Source organism: Staphylococcus sp. GDY8P85P (genome assembly GCF_017892405.1).
Classification (GTDB): Bacteria; Bacillota; Bacilli; order Staphylococcales; family Staphylococcaceae; genus Staphylococcus; species Staphylococcus borealis.
The window spans coordinates 1-18457 of sequence record NZ_JAESLA010000018.1 but is presented as its reverse complement, the minus strand read 5'-3'; the positions used below and the strand labels follow the sequence as shown (position 1 = coordinate 18457).

Annotated in this window: 16 protein-coding genes and 1 riboswitch; of the genes, 10 read left to right on the top strand and 6 right to left on the bottom strand. The window is 32.9% G+C overall.

Features of this window, described 5'->3' with window-relative positions; genetic code table 11:
* Positions 1-89 precede the first annotated feature (89 nt).
* Entirely contained in the window at positions 90-1175 is a 1086-nt protein-coding gene (gene cozEa / locus KA828_RS04740; protein WP_075108384.1) for a lipoteichoic acid biosynthesis protein CozEa, read from the bottom strand.
* Positions 1176-1692: 517 nt separating this feature from the next.
* Here cozEa and KA828_RS04735 point away from each other — a divergent pair.
* The gene (locus KA828_RS04735) at positions 1693-2454 is read left to right on the top strand and encodes an esterase family protein (protein WP_210125547.1); all 762 of its coding nucleotides are present in this window, start codon (positions 1693-1695) and stop codon (positions 2452-2454) included.
* Positions 2455-2633: 179 nt separating this feature from the next.
* A complete protein-coding gene (locus KA828_RS04730; protein WP_075108386.1) occupies positions 2634-3143 on the top strand; it encodes a YjcG family protein in 510 nt (169 codons plus the stop codon).
* A 79-nt stretch (positions 3144-3222) separates the two neighbouring features.
* Here the strand turns inward: KA828_RS04730 and ltaA are convergent, their stop codons facing one another.
* Together ltaA and KA828_RS04720 are read right to left on the bottom strand one after the other, a co-directional pair.
* Positions 3223-4419, bottom strand: coding sequence for a lipoteichoic acid biosynthesis MFS flippase LtaA (gene ltaA, locus KA828_RS04725; RefSeq protein ID WP_210125545.1), 1197 nt, complete (start codon positions 4417-4419; stop codon positions 3223-3225).
* The gene (locus KA828_RS04720; RefSeq protein ID WP_210125543.1) at positions 4397-5572 is read right to left on the bottom strand and encodes a diglucosyl diacylglycerol synthase; all 1176 of its coding nucleotides are present in this window, start codon (positions 5570-5572) and stop codon (positions 4397-4399) included. Before KA828_RS04720 ends, ltaA begins: the two co-directional genes overlap by 23 nt.
* Before the next feature lie 391 nt (positions 5573-5963).
* Between KA828_RS04720 and KA828_RS04715 the strand changes: the two genes are divergently transcribed.
* The 7 genes from KA828_RS04715 (at position 5964) to KA828_RS04685 (ending at position 15615) form a co-directional block, all read left to right on the top strand.
* Positions 5964-7448: a UDP-N-acetylmuramoyl-L-alanyl-D-glutamate--L-lysine ligase gene (locus tag KA828_RS04715; RefSeq protein WP_210125541.1), complete on the top strand. Its 1485-nt coding sequence runs from the start codon at positions 5964-5966 to the stop codon at positions 7446-7448.
* Entirely contained in the window at positions 7438-7689 is a 252-nt protein-coding gene (locus tag KA828_RS04710) for a YueH family protein (protein ID WP_075108389.1), read from the top strand. The genes KA828_RS04715 and KA828_RS04710 overlap by 11 nt, the downstream gene beginning before the upstream one ends.
* A gap of 3 nt (positions 7690-7692) precedes the next feature.
* The gene (locus tag KA828_RS04705; RefSeq protein WP_070855076.1) at positions 7693-9255 is read left to right on the top strand and encodes a peptide chain release factor 3; all 1563 of its coding nucleotides are present in this window, start codon (positions 7693-7695) and stop codon (positions 9253-9255) included.
* Between the two features lie 128 nt (positions 9256-9383).
* A riboswitch (yybP-ykoY riboswitch) is annotated at positions 9384-9490 on the top strand.
* Positions 9491-9560: 70 nt separating this feature from the next.
* Positions 9561-10355, top strand: coding sequence for a TerC family protein (locus tag KA828_RS04700; RefSeq protein ID WP_210125539.1), 795 nt, complete (start codon positions 9561-9563; stop codon positions 10353-10355).
* A 262-nt stretch (positions 10356-10617) separates the two neighbouring features.
* Complete coding sequence (locus KA828_RS04695; RefSeq protein WP_210125537.1) at positions 10618-12534, top strand: S1C family serine protease; 1917 nt, start codon at positions 10618-10620, stop codon at positions 12532-12534.
* A gap of 18 nt (positions 12535-12552) precedes the next feature.
* Positions 12553-13911 (top strand): TrkH family potassium uptake protein, encoded by a 1359-nt coding sequence (locus KA828_RS04690; protein WP_210125535.1) that lies wholly within the window; start codon positions 12553-12555, stop codon positions 13909-13911.
* Between the two features lie 192 nt (positions 13912-14103).
* Positions 14104-15615, top strand: coding sequence for a bifunctional metallophosphatase/5'-nucleotidase (locus tag KA828_RS04685; RefSeq protein ID WP_210125533.1), 1512 nt, complete (start codon positions 14104-14106; stop codon positions 15613-15615).
* A gap of 84 nt (positions 15616-15699) precedes the next feature.
* On the opposite strand, the gene KA828_RS04680 is transcribed toward KA828_RS04685, so the two are convergent.
* Together KA828_RS04680 and KA828_RS04675 are read right to left on the bottom strand one after the other, a co-directional pair.
* Complete coding sequence (locus KA828_RS04680; protein ID WP_075108394.1) at positions 15700-16302, bottom strand: CPBP family glutamic-type intramembrane protease; 603 nt, start codon at positions 16300-16302, stop codon at positions 15700-15702.
* Positions 16303-16318: 16 nt separating this feature from the next.
* The gene (locus KA828_RS04675; RefSeq protein ID WP_011276202.1) at positions 16319-16495 is read right to left on the bottom strand and encodes a YkvS family protein; all 177 of its coding nucleotides are present in this window, start codon (positions 16493-16495) and stop codon (positions 16319-16321) included.
* A 200-nt stretch (positions 16496-16695) separates the two neighbouring features.
* On the opposite strand from KA828_RS04675, the gene lplA reads away from it, so the two are divergent.
* Entirely contained in the window at positions 16696-17685 is a 990-nt protein-coding gene (gene lplA / locus KA828_RS04670; protein WP_053029662.1) for a lipoate--protein ligase, read from the top strand.
* 182 nt (positions 17686-17867) lie between these two features.
* On the opposite strand, the gene KA828_RS04665 is transcribed toward lplA, so the two are convergent.
* Positions 17868-18359, bottom strand: coding sequence for a hypothetical protein (locus KA828_RS04665; protein ID WP_210125531.1), 492 nt, complete (start codon positions 18357-18359; stop codon positions 17868-17870).
* Positions 18360-18457: the final 98 nt, after the last annotated feature.

The following is an 18457-nucleotide window of genomic DNA, read 5'->3' as shown; positions in this document are numbered from 1 at the left end:
TGTATTCAAAACTTAAAAATTGGACTGATGAATTTTGTCATCTGTCCATTTTATTATAGAGCCAATATATATTATACATTTGTATCAAATTAATCTTTGACGTCGCTATTCGCTTTATCGATAATACGTTGACGATATTTAAAGACATTGCTTGCGACGGTCTTAAGTACTGCATAAAGAGGGACGGCAATTAAAATAAGTGTAAAGCCACCTAAATCTCCTGCAGCTAAAATAACGACAATGATAGTAAGTGGGTGAATACTCAAAGATTTACCCATAACATTCGGCGTAATGACGTTACCTTCAAGTTGTTGCGCGATTAATGTCACCACACAAACCCAAATAAATGTAGTAGGGCCATCAATAATACCTAGTATGCCTGCAGGTGCAAAAGATAACCATGGTCCTAAAAAAGGAATTAAGTTAGCTACACCGGCAAATAGTACTAATAAAGGTGTGTAAGGTAAGCCTATAATTGTATAACCAATATATAAAATAACCCCTAGGATAACACTTACTGTCACTTGTCCTTGAATGTATGATTTTAAAGTGAAGTTTAAATCTTTCATTAAATCGACTACAAATACTTTACGCTCTCCTTTGAAAAATTTAGCAAGCGCAGGAATAAATTTTTCATGATCTTTTAACATGTAAATTAAGAAGAACGGTACCATGATAAGTAAGAAGACAGTTGAAATAAATGACGTAATGTAAGAGAATGAGTTGGCTAAAATACCTGTCAAACTGTCACTCATTGATTTAACAGCTGAATTAATTCTATCTGTTACGTCACTTGGAAGTTTATCCATTTGAGTAAGTGAGAAATTAACAATCTGTTCAGCCTCTTTTTGTAATGATGGTGCCGCTTTAATTAAGCTGTTCACATTCGAAATAATGATTGGTGCTATAAATGCGACAACGATTGCAATGATAGCAATTAAACCAATAAAGATGGTTGTAATACTTGCCCAACGTGGGAATCCCCACTTTTCAAGAATATTTTGAAAAGGTAAGCAGATATAAAATAAAAATCCGCTAATCATAAATGGAAGAAACACAGAACCAATAATGGTTACAATAGGTGCAAACACGCTTTGTACTTCCATAAACAATTTAATTAGCACGAACAAGATAATTAGGGCAATACCTGTTCGAAACCAAACTTTGTTAAGCATATGCTTACGTCCTCCTATTTTCATTTGTTCACTATTTATTAAGTATATATCAATTAAGACATGTTAAAAAGGGAAATTTTAACTGCAAGAAATACACAGAAATCCATCACACCTAAATTCAGATACGTAAACCAAACCTTCAACAAACCTAAAACAACACCACAACTTTCAAACTAAAATACGGTGGGGCCCCAGCACAGAGAATTTCGAAAAGAAATTCCACAAGCAAAGCAAGCTGGGGTGGGCCCCAGCACAGAGAATTTCGAAAAGAAATTCCACAAGCAAAGCAAGCTGGGATGGGCCCCAGCACAGAGAATTTCGCAAAGAAATTCAACAAGCAAAGCAAGCTGGGGGAATGGAGATTCTAGCCTATCCGTATTAAATCGTCTTCTTTCCCTAATAACTATGATTAAATTACCAAATTTCATGAATATGAAACATTTGTTTTTTTCAGAGATTTAAAAGTCATCGTGAACTTGATACAATGAGTATATTCTATTTAGGGGGCGTCAATGTCATGTCGAATTTTAAAGCAGGCAAAATTAATAAACATATCTTACATAGTCATATCTTAGAAAGAGATGTTACATTATCAGTATATTTGCCTGAAGATTATTCTGAACTATTCAAATATCAAGTCATTATTTGTTTTGACGGGTTAGATTTTTTAAGATTTGGAAGACTTCAACGCGAATATGAACGTTTAAGAAGAGAGGATGAAATTCAACGCGCGATTATTGTCGGTTTCCATTATGAAGATGTTGATAAGCGTCGAGAAGAGTTTCATCCACAAGGAAGTAGAAGTCAGAAGACGGTACAAGCCGTAGGTAAAGAGTTGCTACCATTTATTGACAATACGTTTCCAACATATAAAGTAGGAAACGCCAGAATTTTAATGGGTGATAGTCTTGCAGGCAGTATAGCACTATTAACCGCATTAACGTATCCAACCATATTCAGTCAAATTGCAATGCTTAGCCCACATTCAGATGCTACAGTTATAGATAAATTTAATCATTGCTTACAGTATAATGAATTATCTATTTGGCATGCGATTGGGTTAGAAGAGGAAGATTTTGCCTTACCAACAACGGGGGAACGTGCGAACTTTTTAACACCGAATAGAGCGCTTGCAGATGTGATTAAAGATAAGGGCGTGACCTACCATTATTTAGAGTTTGAAGGAGGGCATAATTGGAAATCTTGGAAGCCGTTATTACCAGATGTACTAACGTATTTTCTTGGTGATGAAGTAACGGCACCATCAGATGAAGTTTAATTCGTTTTATTAGGAAAAGGGGAATCAAGGGTATAGTGTCAGTTTGTACAATGATTTTTTGATGATGCGAAATGAAATATTTAATTATTGTAAACCTTTTCAAAAAATTCTGCTAACTAATAACGTAAAATATAGAATTTTGCTATAATGGTAATATGTTAAACAAAGGAGGAATTTAAATGAATATAGGATTAGCATTAATTCCGTCAAAATCATTTCAAGATGAAGTGAACGGTTATCGTAAACGTTATGATACTGAATATGCACGTATCATGCCTCATATCACGATCAAGTCACACTTTGAAATCAATGATGATGAATTAGATTCAGTAAAAGAAGAAGTTAAAAAAAGATTAGAAGGTTTTAAACCAGTTGAAGTGCATGCAACAAAAGCTTCAAGTTTTAAACCAACTAACAATGTGATTTATTTTAAAGTTGCTAAAACAGACGAATTAGAACAGCTTTTCAATTTATTTAATACTGAAGATTTTCATGGTGAAGCGGAACATCCATTTGTACCGCACTTTACAATTGCTCAAGGTTTAACAAGCCAAGAATTTGAAGATATATTTGGTCAAGTAGAATTAGTAGGGGTAGACCTTAAAGAAAATATTGAAGAACTTTCATTGTTACGCTATGACGAGGAAGAAGATAAATGGAAAGTGATTGATACTTTCAAATTAGCGTAATTGTAAATAATAATAAGCAAAATAAAATCTAGTTAACGTACATTGCTTGCACGTTAACTAGATTTTTTAGTGTTTTATGTTAAATACGTTTTACTTTGCCTCGGTGCTTAATAAAATAAATGCCGTAGAAAATAGCCAATATTAAAAAAATCGCGGCAGAAAAGTAAAATGTATTACTTAGCCCGTTAGAAAATTGAGCAATTAAACCACCAAATAAGGGACCAATCATAGAGCCAAAGCCTTGAACGCTGTTGAAGACGCCCCAAGTTTCCTCTTGTTCAGCGGGGTCAATTTGTCCTGCCATAAATGTATTCCATGCTGGTAATAATATGCCATACATTAATCCTATAAATATTGCTACGATCCATACAACAACAATATTGGTTACTAGTGATAAACCGAAGATAAATGCTGTAAATAGTAAAAAGCCTACAAAAATAACGGCATACATAAATCCTTTACTATTTTTATCGATAATTTTAGATAAGAATAGCATTGAAATCGCACAACCTGCGCCACCGATAGCAATGGCAACGGTATACTCAATTGTACTAACACCAACTACCTTAGTCGCATATGTTGGTAGTATAGGTAACAATGCTGAGATAGATGCACCTTGTAACAAAATGCCCGGGAATAATACCAAATGGCGCTTCATAACATTGACAATTTGTCCTAATTGTTCACTTACAGGTTTCGTATTATAATTTGTTAATTTAACGTCAACAAAATAATACAACACCCATGCAATAACTACGACGAGTGACATCATAAATGCAAATCGAGTTGGATGTATTTTAACTAATACATTCATAAACGCCCAACCAACAAGTAAACCTAACAACCAAGAAAAGTAGACATAACCCATTTGTTTGCCACGCTGTGCTTCTTCTACACTTGATAACATGATGACCCATATAGGGCTAACTGCGATACCTAGCATGATTGCACTAATAATGATTACTATAGGGTTAGCTGGAAACCAAATGACTAAGAATAAACTCATAAAAGCTAATAAAAATCCAAGGGTTAATACTAGCTTAGTACCAAATTTTTTTAAGAGGAATCCAATGATAAAATTTGTTGCTGCATCGGATATAAAGTGAATTGATAATGCCGCTGATGTTACTGCTACTGCAATCGAAGTAACGGTTGGTAAGTAATTGACGTAACTTAATACATACATACCTCTTGCAAATTCCATTAAGAATAAAATAACGAGCATTATCTTAAAGTTTTTACTAATTCCTTTACTACTTAACGAAGAATTTGGCATACAAAGGTACCTTTCCGTAAATTTCCTGTTGTTGTGATGAAGTGTCCAGGATATTTAGTAAATCGGTACATAATCTATAAGTTGAATGATTAACTTTTTCTTCAGTCATTTTATTAGTCATAGCTTGTAATCGTTCTTCGTGATTGGTTAAGTCAGAAACGATTTCGATAGCTTCCTCAGGTGTGTTTGCGATTTTTCCGTATGATTTATCTTGGAAATACAATGCGTTTTCAAGTTCTTGACCTGGTGCAGGATTTAAAAATATCATTGGTAAACTACGTGTTAAACCTTCAGAAATTGTAATTCCACCTGGTTTTGTAATCATAAGTTGACTTGAAGCCATCCATTCATTCATATGTTTGGTATAACCTAGAATGAGTACGTTATCATATGACTTAAATTGTGCTTCTAAAGTACGTTTTAGTGCTTTACTACGTCCGCAAATCATCACGATTTGTGATTGTGGACTCTTCTTAAGGATACTATCAATCATATAGTCAAATCCTTTAGAAACGCCAAATGCGCCTGCAGACATTAAAATAGTTGGTTTATCAGGATTTAAGTGATGTTTTTGTAACCAAACTACTTTATCGATATCAGATTCGAACTTATCAGAAATTGGTATGCCAGTTACTTTGATATCAGAAGCTGGAATACCTGCATTGATAAAATCACGCTTAGTATCTTCAGTAGCGACATAATATCGATGAGAATTAGGCGTTATCCAGTTTTTTTGCAAACGATAATCTGTCATAACCGTTGCAATTGGAATGTTCATGTTAAATTGCTCAGTCAACACTGACATTACTGGTGTAGGGAACGTCAATAAGATTAAGTCTGGCTTTTCTTTAAGCAACAAATTAATCAATTTATTTAATCCATAATATTTATAAAAACATTTATCTAACTCATCAGGGCGACTATAATAAAAGTTCTTATACATATTTCTAAAATATTTAAAGCTATTGATATACCATTTTTTGCAAATAGAAGTTAAAATTGGATGTGCTTCCATAAACAAGTCATGCTCAATAACTGATAGGTGAGACAAATTCATTTCGTTAAGTTGATTAACAACACTTTGAGTTACCTGTAAATGTCCGTTTCCAAATGAGCCGGTAATAATCAATATCTTTTTATTTTGAGTAACCATTAATAGTCACCCTCCATTAATTTAAATTTAAAATACGCATTAACGTATTTAATGCGAACGATAATAGCATTAAATACGGATACTCAGTTATCGTATTATATTTATACCCTTTATTAACAGTATAAATTTCATTTATAGTGCATTATAGCATACTAACGAAGTTAACATCATCTTTATATCACTATCCTAGCACTAATATATTTAAATGTATTGAATTGTAGTGATATATATAGGAAATTTTAAAATAATTAACGCTTAATTAATAATTTCTTCACTTTATTGATTCATATATTGGGTGTGAGGTTAAAACTAATATTTTAATGATTATAAATTTATCAACAACTTCAAAACGTGTATAATAAACTTATTGTAAAAAAAGGAGCGATACATTTTGAATGCGAATGAGTTGTTCGAAAAAATACGAGTAAAACAAGTAATAGGTACTTTAGATATAAATGTTACAGATATCACTACAGATTCACGTACTGCAAGTGAAGGAAGTATATTCGTCGCATCAAAAGGTTACACGGTTGATAGCCATAGATTTTGTCAGAATGTTGTAGATCAAGGCGCAAAAGTCATTGTAGTTAATCAACAACAAGACATTAGCGGGAACGTAACGCAAGTTATTGTACCAGATACATTAAGAGTTGCTAGCTTATTAGCGCATACATTATATGACTATCCGAGCCATCAATTAACGACAATTGGTGTAACAGGGACAAATGGTAAAACTTCAATTGCTACGATGATTCATCTCATTTATAGAGGATTAGGCATAGGTAGTGCATATTTAGGAACGAATGGTTTCCAAATCAACGAATATAAAACTAAAGGTGCAAACACGACACCAGAAACGGTCTCTTTGACTAAAAAGATTAAACAAGCTGTCGATGAAGATGCGGAAGTTATGACTATGGAAGTATCTAGCCACGGCTTATCATTAGGAAGATTAAGAGGCGTTGAATTTGATGTAGCGGTATTCTCTAATTTGACACAAGATCATTTAGATTTCCATGGCACAATGGAAGCTTACGGTCACGCTAAGTCATTATTATTTAGTCAATTAGGAGAAGATTTATCGAAAGAGAAGTATGCCATTGTCAACAATGATGACGCATTCTCTGAGTACTTGGCGTCAGTGACACCATATGAAATTTTTACGTATGGTATAGATCACGATGCGCAATTTATGGCTACCAATATTCAAGAATCTTTACAAGGTGTTCAGTTTGATTTTGTAACACCTATTGGTACTTATAATGTTAAAACCCCATATGTAGGTAAATTTAATATTTCAAATATCATGGCTGCTATGATTGCTGTTTGGAGTAAGGGTACGTCAATGGAAGATATTGTTAAGGTGGTTGAAACTTTAGAGCCAGTTGAAGGTCGTTTAGAAGTGCTTGATCCATCGTTACCGATAGATTTAATTATTGATTATGCACATACAGCGGATGGAATGAATAAATTAATAGATGCTGTGAAACCTTTCGTAAAACAGAAATTAATCTTTTTAATTGGTATGGCTGGAGAACGTGACTTAACTAAGACACCTGAAATGGGTGCAGTAGCATGTAGGGCAGATTATGTTATATTCACACCAGATAATCCAGCTAATGACGATCCTAAAATGTTGACAGCTGAACTCGCTAAAGGTGCTACACATGATCATTACATTGAATTTGAGGACAGAGCTGAAGGTATTAGACACGCCATTGATGTGGCCGAACCAGGAGATACAGTCGTATTAGCTTCTAAAGGAAGAGAACCATATCAAATCATGCCTGGACATGTTAAGGTACCTCATAGAGATGATTTAATTGGACTGGAAGCAGCATACAAGAAATTTGGCGGTGGCTCTGGTGAACATTAAACAATTAACTATTAATGGTGAAATTGTTAATGCATATCTATGTATTATTGAAGCAACAGAGCAAATTATGATAGCTATACCTGATGTATTTTGGTCAATAGAACTAGATGTACATATGAATAGTGACGACATTAAAGAAGAATTGATAATGCAATTATTTGCATTTGTAGATGAAGAAGCAGCGATACATATTGCTTCAAATTTAACAAAATGGATTGTGAATGATTTTAAAGGAGATTAATAGATGAGTTTAAAAGAAGAAGTTGAATCAAGAAAGACGTTCGCCATCATCTCTCACCCAGATGCTGGTAAAACGACATTGACTGAAAAGTTATTATATTTTAGTGGTGCTATAAGAGAAGCGGGTACAGTCAAAGGTAAAAAAACAGGGAAATTTGCAACAAGTGACTGGATGAAAGTCGAACAAGAACGTGGAATCTCAGTAACAAGTTCAGTTATGCAATTTGATTATGATGACTACAAAATTAATATTCTAGATACACCAGGACACGAAGACTTCTCAGAAGATACTTACCGTACATTAATGGCAGTGGATAGTGCGGTAATGGTTATTGACTGCGCCAAAGGTATTGAACCGCAAACCTTGAAATTATTTAAAGTATGTAAAATGAGAGGTATTCCGATTTTTACATTTATTAATAAATTAGACCGTGTAGGTAAAGAGCCATTTGAATTATTAGATGAGATTGAAGAAACATTAAACATCGATACGTACCCTATGAATTGGCCAATTGGTATGGGGCAAAATTTCTTTGGTATTATTGACCGTGATTCAAAGTCTATCGAACCTTTTAGAGATGAAGAAAATGTCTTACACTTAAATGATGATTATGAATTGCAAGAATCACATCCCATTAGTAATGACAGTGCATTTGCGCAAGCGATTGAAGAATTCATGCTCGTAGAAGAAGCGGGTGAAGACTTTGATAATGATGCACTATTGAATGGTGAACTGACACCGGTATTCTTTGGGTCAGCTTTAGCTAACTTTGGTGTACAAAACTTCTTGAATGCCTACGTTGATCATGCACCTATGCCGAATGCACGTCAAACAAATGAAGAAGTTGAAGTAAGTCCTTTCGATGATGAATTTTCTGGATTTATCTTCAAAATACAAGCCAATATGGATCCTAAACATCGTGACAGAATTGCATTTATGCGTGTCGTAAGTGGCGCATTTGAACGTGGTATGGACGTAACTTTACAACGTACGAATAAAAAGCAAAAAATCACACGTTCAACATCATTTATGGCTGACGATAAAGAAACAGTGAACCATGCCGTAGCCGGAGATATCATTGGTTTATATGACACAGGTAACTATCAAATTGGAGACACATTAGTTGGTGGTAAACAAAAGTATAGTTTCCAAGACTTACCACAATTTACTCCGGAAATATTTATGAAAGTTTCAGCTAAAAACGTAATGAAACAAAAACATTTCCATAAAGGGATTGAACAACTTGTTCAAGAGGGTGCGATTCAATACTATAAAACGCTTCATACGAATCAAATTATTTTAGGTGCCGTAGGACAATTACAATTTGAAGTATTTGAACACCGTATGAAAAATGAATATAATGTTGATGTTGTAATGGAACCTGTCGGTAGAAAAATTGCGCGTTGGATTGAAAATGAAGATGATATTCAAGATAAAATGAACACATCTCGCTCAATATTAGTAAAAGATAGATATGATAATTTTGTCTTCTTATTCGAAAATGAATTTGCAACACGATGGTTCGAAGAAAAATTCCCAGAAATTAAATTGTATAGTCTTTTATAAGCATACGATTGAAAAAGAAGGGTACTAACAACGATTTCAGTTCTTTAAATTTTACAATTTATTGAACGCAAATGGTTTATTTATATGGAGTATGGTGTATAATACACTTAACAAATGAATACCTATGACAATTTGTCAGAGGGGAGTAACTTGAGAATCATCATTACATTTGATGATTAGCACTTTATCGTCATTACGAAGTATGGACTTCCGGTAAAGTGGGCAATTATTTGCTAAGTGAGACCTTTGCTATTATTTAGCATAGGTCTCTTTATTTGTATTCAAACAAAAAGGAGCTGTCCACTATGGATCCGAGTTTAATTTTACCTTACTTGTGGGTAATTCTCGTTCTTGTATTTTTAGAAGGGCTATTAGCAGCTGATAATGCTGTTGTTATGGCCGTTATGGTTAAACATTTACCACCTGAACAACGTAAAAGAGCTTTATTTTATGGTTTACTAGGTGCATTTGTATTTCGTTTTCTTGCCTTATTCTTAATTAGTATTATCGCTAATTTCTGGTTTATTCAAGCACTGGGTGCCGCATATTTAATTTTCATGTCTATAAGAAATCTGTGGCGATTTTTCCATAAAAAACACGAAGATCAACCTGAAGGTGATGATCATCATTTCGACGATGATGGTGTTGAAAAGAAAGTCGGACCAATGCAATTCTGGGGTACTGTGTTAAAAGTTGAATTTGCAGATATCGCTTTTGCTATTGATTCTATGTTAGCTGCCATGGCTATTGCTGTTACATTACCAACAGTTGGCATTCATTTTGGTGGCATGGACTTAGGTCAATTCTCAGTTATGTTTATTGGTGGCATGATCGGTGTTATTTTAATGCGTTTTGCTGCTACATGGTTTGTTGACTTATTAAACAAATACCCTGGCTTAGAAGGTGCTGCCTTTGCAATTGTAGGATGGGTAGGTATTAAATTAGTTGTCATTGTACTTGCACATGAAGACATCGGTATTTTACCTGAACACTTCCCTCATAGTACATTATGGCAAGCTATTTTCTGGACAGTTATGATTCTATTAGTTGTTATAGGTTGGTTAACATCAGTACGTAGTAACAAAAAGAAAACTAAATAATTTGGCTTAAACGCTTCATTCGAGTCTTTTAAATTTGATGAGAACCATTAAATTTAAAAGGCTTTTTTATTTTTTATAGAATGATATATATATATAAATGGTAAGAAAAATTCAGATTTGAACCTTCAATTCATTGCCAATTGGCAATAATGATATTAAACTTTAATTAATGTATAAATAAATTAAACAAAACCACAACCATATAAACATAATGCAACGTTACCATAATAAATTGTGAGTGAATCGATAGGAGTGGACACCTTTGGATAATGATAAAAAGCACGTAATACCACGTGAACAATATCGTCGAAAACGACACGAGTATTTTCATAACGAAGAGCGTGAAGAACGATTAGCACGTGAGAAAGCACAGCGTGAAAGACTTGCACAAAAAGAGCAAGAACAAGCAAAAGTTAATGAAGAACGTGTTAAAGATAACATGCGAAAAGCAAGAATTGAGAAATTGACGCAAGAAGAAATTCAGCAACAGCAACATTTAGCCAAATTACGTTCTGAAAATGAATCTGAATATGCGGCAGACGAAAAAGAACATCATTTAACATTGCCTGAGGAGCAACAACTTAAAAATGAGGACAAAGACAATAAACCGATAGCATCAAAATCTACAGTTGAAACAGGTAATAAGACAAATGAGGATGAAAATGAGCTATCTTCAAATCAAAGTGATATAGAACCTAAGTATAGTAGAGTAGAAAAAAATAAAGGCAAAACTCAGCATGCGAGTGTTAATAAACAAGACGCGCATCAACGCGATGATGTTAGCACATACAAAGGAGAAAAAGGTGCCTCAGAAGCTAATACTACGTCTGATTTAGAAATGCGTGATAGTGAAATGATAGAAGCACAGGATCTAACAACGAATGAGCGTCATGCTTCAAAACAGGTATCCACATCTCATCAAGAGCATAAAGATGATGAAGGTGCAGCACATGGTAATACAACACGTCATAATGCAAGTCAAACGAATCATGAAGAAGCAAGTGAGCATGCACACGATAAGTCTAATAATAATGATATGATGGACAAAGTAAAATCATTCTTAACATTACATTGGCTTAAAATTGTTATCGTAGTTGCAATTATATTAATTATCATATTAATTAGTGCAATTATTTCAACAATTAACCAAAATAGTAGTATTGAACAAAGTAGTCATCAAAACACAAAATATACAACAACAATGAAAAATGCAGATGCCGCTGTAAAATCAGTGGTAACAGTTGAGAACGACACACCTAAGAATCCAACAACACAAACAACTGATAAAACAAATATAAATACAAATTCAAATAACGAAGTTGGTTCAGGTGTCGTCTACAAAGCTGTAGGCGATACCTTTTTTATTTTAACGAATACACATATAGTCGGTAATAACGATAAGGTTAACATTACATATGATGATAATAAGGCAGCTACGGCTACAGTAGTTGGCAAAGATATGTGGTCAGATATTGCAGTGCTTAAAGCAACGATCAATAACAAAAATGTTCAACCTATTAAAATCGGTCGTTCAAATCAATTGAAGTTAGGTGAAACCATCTTAGTTGTGGGTAATCCGTTAGGCAATGATTTTAAAAATACAGTAACAAAGGGTATTATTTCTGGATTAAATAGAGCAGTACCGGTCGATTTCGATAAAGATAATAAAAATGATGAACTGATTAATACATTTCAAATAGATGCTTCGGTAAATCCTGGTAATTCAGGAGGTGCTGTCGTTAATCAAGATGGGGAACTCGTAGGTGTAGTATCACTAAAAATAAACATGCCGAATATTGAAGGTATGGGATTTGCTATTCCAATAGATGATGCACGTGCAATTGCTTCAGAACTAGAGAAAAAAGGTGAAATTCAATATCCTAATACTGGTATTGGCATTAAAAATGTTTCAGAGTTATTACCATATGAACGAGCATTATTTAAAGTCCCTGAAGATGTTCAAAGCGGAATTGTAGTAGAAAAATTGAAAGATGGTGGATTAGGTAAAAAATCAGGTTTAAAAATTGGTGATGTAGTTGTAGAATTAGATAGTAAATCAATTCAAAATAATTTACAGTATAGACAAACTATTTTTAGCCATAGACAAGATTTAAAAACATTGTCGGCTAAAATTTATAGAGAAGGTAAGTCTCAAGAGATAAAAATAAAATTGAAATAACGTTGAGGTGACAAATGCGTGTCTATTTTTAGTAAGTTACTTAAAAAATCTAGTCCTCAACAGGGGATAGTTTTATATTATTTGATAGCCATAGTTGTCGCTTTCTTATTACTAAATCTCCCTTTTGTGCACAAACAAGGTGTAGATGTTAGTCCAATTGATACACTGTTCGTAGCTGTATCAGGGATTAGTGTAACTGGACTGTCTCCCGTTAACATTGTAGATACATACTCAACATTTGGCCAAATTATTATACTAATCATCTTAAATATAGGCGGTATTGGTGTCATGGCGATTGGTACAGTGTTGTGGGTCGTATTAGGTAAACATATAGGTATCCGTGAACGCCAATTGATCATGTTAGACAATAATAAGGATACTATGAGTGGAACTGTAAAGTTAATTTTAGAGATCATTAAAACAATCTTAACTATTGAATTTATTGGTGCATTGCTATTAGCATTTTACTTCTATAGAGATAATCCTGATTTGAAAAATGCGCTCATGCAAGGATTATTTGTTTCAGTATCCGCTACTACAAACGGTGGATTAGACATTACAGGTCAATCCTTAATCCCGTATGCTAAAGATTATTTTGTACAAACGATAGTTATGTTTCTCATTATATTAGGTTCAATCGGTTTTCCTGTATTATTGGAAATTAGAGCCTATGTTAGAAACAGAGTTAGTCATTTTAGATTTTCATTATTTACCAAAATCACAACTTGTACATATTTATTTCTATTTATCTTTGGTGTCTTAGCTATTTTAGCTTTAGAACATCATCATGCTTTCAAAGGTTTAAGTTGGCATCAATCATTATTTTACGCACTATTTCAATCTGCAACAACACGTAGTGCAGGATTACAAACAATTGATGTTACAAACTTTAGTGATGCAACGAACGTTATCATGAGTATTCTAATGTTTATAGGTTCATCGCCAAGTTCAGTTGGTGGTGGTATACGTACAACAACATTCGCGATACTCATTCTCTTTGTCATTAACTTTAATAATAATACTGAAAAGACAGCGATAAAAGTCTTCAATAGAGAAATACATGTGGTTGATATTCAACGTTCATTTGCAGTTTTTACGATGGCATCAATTTTAACATTTGTAAGTATGATTATTATTCTTGCAACAGAAAAGACTAATTTATCATTTCTACAAGTATTTTTTGAAGTCATGTCAGCATTTGGAACATGTGGTTTATCTTTAGGTGTGACAGATGATATTAGCGGTCTTACGAAAGTAATACTGATGATCTTAATGTTCATTGGTCGTGTTGGTTTAATATCATTTATTATTATGATTGCTGGACGTAAAGAACCTGATAAATACCATTATCCTAAAGAACGTGTACAAATTGGCTAAGTTTAAGATATTCAGTTGAATAGTTAAATCATTTAAAACGTTATGGTATTAATTTGAATAAGACATATATCTATAGCAAGCTGGGATAGAACGAATTCAAGATAATTTGTTCTGTCCCAGTTTTTGGTTAGAAATAAATAGCACCCGCAGTTTAATAAATGTTAAACTATCTTTAAATAAGGGGTGTGTAAATTGGAGAAAAATGAACATATAAATATAGATATCTTAGCAACTTCAGATATGCATAGTCATTTTATGAACGGAGACTTTGGTTCAAATATCTATCGTGCAGGAACTTACGTTAAAAATGTGAGAGACAATAATGATAAAGTCATTTTATTAGATAGTGGAGGCAGTATTGCTGGCTCGATGGCTGCGCATTATTATGCAGTTGTGGCGCCATACAAACGTCATCCAATGATTAAATTGATGAATGCGATGCAGTATGATGCTAGCGGTGTAAGCCCAGATGATTTCAAATTTGGTTTATCGTTTCTAACAAAAGCTGTTTCATTATCTCGATTTCAATGGTTATCTGCAAATATAGAGTTTGCGCTCACAAAAGAGCCATACTTCTCAACGCCTTATATCATCAAAGAGTATGATAATGTTAGAATCGCGATTGTTGGCTTAACTGCTGATGGGCTCATGAAAAATGAATTTGCTGAAATGGAGAAAGCTGTCAGTATTGAAAAAGCTTTACTATCTGCAAAACGATGGATTAGATATATTCATGAAAGTGAACATCCTGACTTTTTAATCGTGATATATCATGGAGGCCTCTATAAAATCAATCAAACCAATACTAGACATAGTAAAGGGTCTCATGAAGCGGAAAAAATTATGAAAGAAATTGGTGTCATCGATTTGATGATCACTGCACACCAACACCAAACAATTATTGGAAATGACTTTGAAACTGTATATGTTCAAGCAGGACAGAATGCGCAAGAGTTGGTACACGTGAAGATTAAATTTAAAAAACGCACTAATTCTTTTGAAAAAGAAGACATTCAATCTACTGTAATCAATTTAAGTGAATATCCAGAAGATCAAGCATTACTCGAAACAACGTATTATGATCGAAAAGCACTTGAACATTGGTCTAAGGAAATCGTTTCTAATAAGAAAGTTAATTTAGAAGTTAATGGATTAGAAGATTTGTTAAGTAAACCACACCCATTTACCCAATTATTACATGACAGTCTACATTTGGCTTTTGACAATGAAATTACGTGTGCCAATGTGCCTAAAAATGGTGAAAAGGGATTAAAAGGCATTGTTACAAATGAAGATGTATATAACGCTTATCCACATCCAGATAAAGCGATAGATATCACTTTAAAAGGTCATCAAATTAAAAAGATGATTGAATATACGTACTCGTATATTCAATTTGAACACAAACAATTAAGTATGACAATTATTGATGAAACACGATGTACGATGTGGCAAGGATTCGATTATATTGTGGATATGTCTGCACCACGCTTTAACAGGGTGACATTAAAGGGGCTTGAATTAGATAAACACTATAGAGTAACGATGACAGATTATTGCTATAGAAATTATCGTCAATATTTAGAGTCTGAATCAACATTGCATTCTACATGTGATCAACCAATGAGCACACTTATAGCTACAAGACTCAATCAATCTGATGTCAATCTAAATGTTGATGCTAACTTTATAGTTAAATATTAAATCAGTTCTATATAATCAAACGTTGCTGAAACGCAAATGACTACAAAAAAAACTTTTCTTAGCTAAAACACTAAGAAAAGTTTTTTATCCATGAAATATTAATAATAATATAATTGCAACAATTTGTCCTAAAGATGTTGTTACGATGCGACGTGTATATTGATAACTCAATGATAAAATAAGTTGAGCTACGAAAATAAACGCCACAATCCACCATTTGTCTAAATAGATAAATAATGAACTAGAACATAATGCAGTTATTAATATGATTAACCAAGTAGGTAATTTAAAACGCGTTAATTCTTTTTGTAAAATCGTTCTCATATATAACTCATGACAAGGTATAACAAAAATTAATGTTACTAACATTTGCCATTTGAAATAAACACCTGTTCTTGATAATTCTTTAATGAGTTCTGCATAAGTAATTTGTGGAGATAGCAATGAAAAGATTAATTGTATAATAACCAATACAACACCCGTAACAATACCAACGCCAATAGAAGTTAATAAGCGTTTAGATTCAATGTCTCGTTGGTAAAATACATAACTAATACCTGCAATTAACATAATACCAGTATATAAATACCAATATTCTTGATGTTCTCCCCACATTACAAATAAAATCAAATGGAATACAATGAAACTTGCTATAAACCAAATTAAAGCTTTTGATATATTTTTCATTTTAATGTATACCTTCTTATTCAACGATAGTATATCGTTTATGATTAATAACCGTTTTCTCAGGTAAGTCTAATTCATTGAAGTTATCCATAATTGTTAAGTCTACAATAACTGAATTGTCATTAATTTTCTCAACACGGCCTCTTAAACCGTCATAAAATTCTACGATATTTCCTACTTCTGCAACAGTCATACCGAGTCCTCCTAAAATCATAGCTAGACTATATTGTACTAAAAATTACCATAATAATAAACAAATATATGCTAAAATTGGCAAATAATATTTTAATTATGAAAATAATGTCAAATTTGAGTAAATGATTGGCAAAATAAATAGATATAAGGCATAACTTAATTAAGGGCATATACGAGTGAGACAAAGGAGAGATAAAGATGAAATTTGTAAGTAATAATAATATTACAGATCCTACAATGAATCTTGCTATGGAAGAATATGTGTTAAAACACTTACCTTCAGACGACAGCTACTTTTTATTTTATGTAAATGGTCCGTCAATTATTGTTGGAAAAAATCAAAACACTATAGAAGAAGTAAATAAACAGTATGTGGATGAGCATAATATTCATGTTGTGCGTCGTATTTCAGGTGGTGGTGCTGTATATCACGATCAAGGTAATTTAAACTTTAGTTTTATTACAGACGATGATGGTAATAGCTTCCATAATTTCAAAAAATTTACAGAGCCAATTGTACAAGCACTTCAATCAATGGGCGTAGATGCAGAAATGACGGGACGTAATGATATTCAAGTTGGACAAGCTAAAATTTCAGGAAATGCGATGGTTAAAGTTAAAGATAGAATGTTTAGTCATGGCACATTAATGTTAAATAGTGACTTGGGAGAAGTACAAAACGCATTAAAAGTTAACCCTAAAAAGATTCAATCTAAGGGTGTTAAGTCGGTACGTAAACGTGTCGCAAATATTGATGAATTCTTAGAAGAATCAATTTCTATTGATGACTTTAAACAAATCATCTTGAAAACAATCTTCGGTGAACATGAAGTCGAAGAATATAAATTAACTGATGAAGATTGGAAGAATATTGAAGCGCTAAGTAACGAGAAATATCGCACATGGGAATGGAATTATGGTCGAAATCCTAAATACAATTTTGAACGCGATGAAAAATTTGAAAAAGGATTTGTACAAATTAAGTTTGATGTGAAAAAAGGTAAAATTGAACATGCTAGAATCTTCGGTGACTTCTTTGGTGAAGGCGATGTTACGGAGTTAGAAGAAGCTCTTATAGGCGTCTTACATGACTATAATCATATTAAAGAAGCGATGGAAGAATTTGATTTCTATCATTATTTCGGCGCTATTGAAAAAGAAGATATCTTAAAATTAATGTCTTATTAAAATTGTATCAATACTAAGTCGAAAAAGTACAAAGATATAAATGTACTAAACCACTAAAGTTAAAATTAAAAATTAACTTGATAGGTTAGACGTTTAAATATCTTTGTGCTTTTTATGTTATAAATTTGTATTATAAAATGGGAGAACATTTTACGACATTAATAGTACCTACTTTATTTTTATTATTCATTAGGCCCCGCTTGAGTAGGTTCTTGCAATCCATATTGAGAGTTTTTACTTAATTCTCGCATTCTTTCTATTTCTTCATCAGTGGGATTGTTAAAATCTATACCTTCATTTAATGCTTGCTCTCTTGCACTATTTACAGGTTGCTGAAATTGTTGGCTAGTTTGAAAATTTTCGGATTGATTGTTTTGTTGTGTATTAACCTCATGCTGATTGCTTTGGACATTATGTTGTTGAGTTTGAAATTGCTCTTTAGTATTTTCTTGTTGAGTTTGTGATTGTTCTTGGCTGTATTGTTTCTCTTCATTTGAAGCTGCTTCTTTCTTTTGATCCTTTAATTTCTCTTTCTTTTTATTAGGCTCATTTGATTTTTTACTAGAACTTGATTCTGATTTTTTATTAGCATCATCTTTATTTGATGAATCGTTGTTGCCACATGCAGCTAATACTAATAAACTACTAAATAATAAAACTAAAAACTTTTTCATTATGAAACTCCTTTATTGATAAAAATGTAGTAATTTATAAATTTAACAAGTATAATGAGCAATTTTTTCATTAATCCCGGCTCTATAATAAATTGGAC